The organism is Gammaproteobacteria bacterium (genome assembly GCA_003696665.1).
Lineage (GTDB): Bacteria > Pseudomonadota > Gammaproteobacteria > Enterobacterales.
In genome coordinates, this window is the sequence record RFGJ01000365.1 from 1 (window position 1) to 1,595 (window position 1,595).

The 1,595-nt window shown below is 53.7% G+C and carries 2 protein-coding genes; one reads left to right on the plus strand and one right to left on the minus strand.

The window, feature by feature from the left end; all coding sequences use genetic code 11:
* Nucleotides 1–219: 219 nt before the first annotated feature.
* Nucleotides 220–1,398, plus strand: coding sequence for a Fic family protein (locus D6694_09475; GenBank protein RMH40994.1), 1,179 nt, complete (start codon nt 220–222; stop codon nt 1,396–1,398).
* A 10-nt stretch (nt 1,399–1,408) separates the two neighbouring features.
* On the opposite strand, the gene D6694_09480 is transcribed toward D6694_09475, so the two are convergent.
* On the minus strand, nt 1,409–1,595 hold a 187-nt coding region (locus D6694_09480; GenBank protein RMH40995.1), incomplete at its 5' end, for a methylmalonyl-CoA carboxyltransferase.

The window sequence follows — 1,595 nt, forward strand, 5'->3', positions numbered from 1 at the left end:
GCAGGCCTTTGGGTCGGATACTCTCCTATAGGCTGGAACGGTTTGAGAAACAGGCAGAGAGATTCAGTTTCATGCATTCTGCGAGCACAATTCTCGGTAAAGGCCCTTGACGCACTGCTCGTATGGTATAGGAGAGAGAGGGGGAGTTATACTTTTTTCTGGAAAAGTATAATTCGCTTGCTTGAATTATACCTTTTCTGAAGGCGGAGGCGATGCGCCATGAATCCTGACAAGTTTCGGGACTCTCCCAGCGGCAGCCTTGTGCCCACCGTGTATGACCAGTGGGCATTCGTCCCCAATCCTCTGCCGCCGCCTCTCAACATGAATCGTATCATGAGTGAGGTGGACAGGGCATCCAGAGCGATGGGAGAGCTTAAAGGGAAGAGTGACAGGATCAGCAATCCCTATCATCTGATCAATCCTCTGCAACAGCGTGAAGCACTGTCATCATCGAGCATTGAGGGGACCTACACCACTCCCTCGCAGCTCCTGCTGTTTGATGCAGGTCACGAAAAAGCGACTCGCCAGACGGCAGAAACCCGTGAGGTGCATAATTATGTGCGGGCTCTTGAATATGGCCTTAAGCGTATGGATGAGATTCCCATCTCATCGCGTTTCATTGGAGAGTTGCATGCCATCCTTTTGGAGGGAGTGGCGCGACATCGAGGAGCCAGCATTATCCCGGGCGAATTCAAGAAAAATCAGAACTTTATCGGATCCGTTTCTCGTGGCATTGCACATGCCCGGTTCATCCCCGCTCCGCCCGATCTGACGCCACAGCTGATGGGGGACCTCGAAAAATTCATCCATTCACAAGAAGCTCGCCGCTTGCCTCCCGTAGTGTTCAATGCGCTGGTGCATTATCACTTCGAGGCGATTCATCCTTTTCCGGACGGTAATGGACGTCTTGGAAGGCTTCTTGTGCCACTGCTTCTGCGTGCGCACGATGTGATGCCCGCACCGCTCCTTTACATCAGCCCCTTCATTGAGCGTCACAAGGACGAATACAACGATTTGATGCTTGAGGTATCCCGACGGGGAGCATGGGAGGAATGGGTGTGTTTTTTCGCCCGGGCGATTGAAAGGTCCGCCCGGGACGCCATGGAGAAAATCGACAAGATTGCCGCCTTGAGGGAGGACTTTATCCAACAGGTGCGTCAGGCACGGGCGTCCGCTCTTCTCGGCGAGCTGGTTGATCTGGTGTTTGAAAGGCTTGTCATCTCTGTTCCTGAGGCAAGCGGGAGACTGGAGGTGACCTATCCGGCAGCCAAGAAAAATGTCGAGAAACTGGTCAGACTCGGAATCCTGAAACCCATCAATCTGGGCGGGCGTCCGAAACGTTTTGTCTGCCACAGGCTGTTTCACATCATTTTTGAAACCGAGTTTTCCAATGGATGATTTCTCTTCCTCACAACGGGATGTTGTCGTGTTTCTTCCAAGGGTTTTCCAGCTTCTTCGTGCGCAGGAAGCGCAGCGCGCGGCAGATGCGCCGCCGTGTGGAATGCGGCATGATGACGTCATCGATGAAGCCGCGCGAGGCCGCAACGAAGGGGTTCGCGAAGAGCTTCTCGTATTCCGCCTGATGCGCGGCGAGC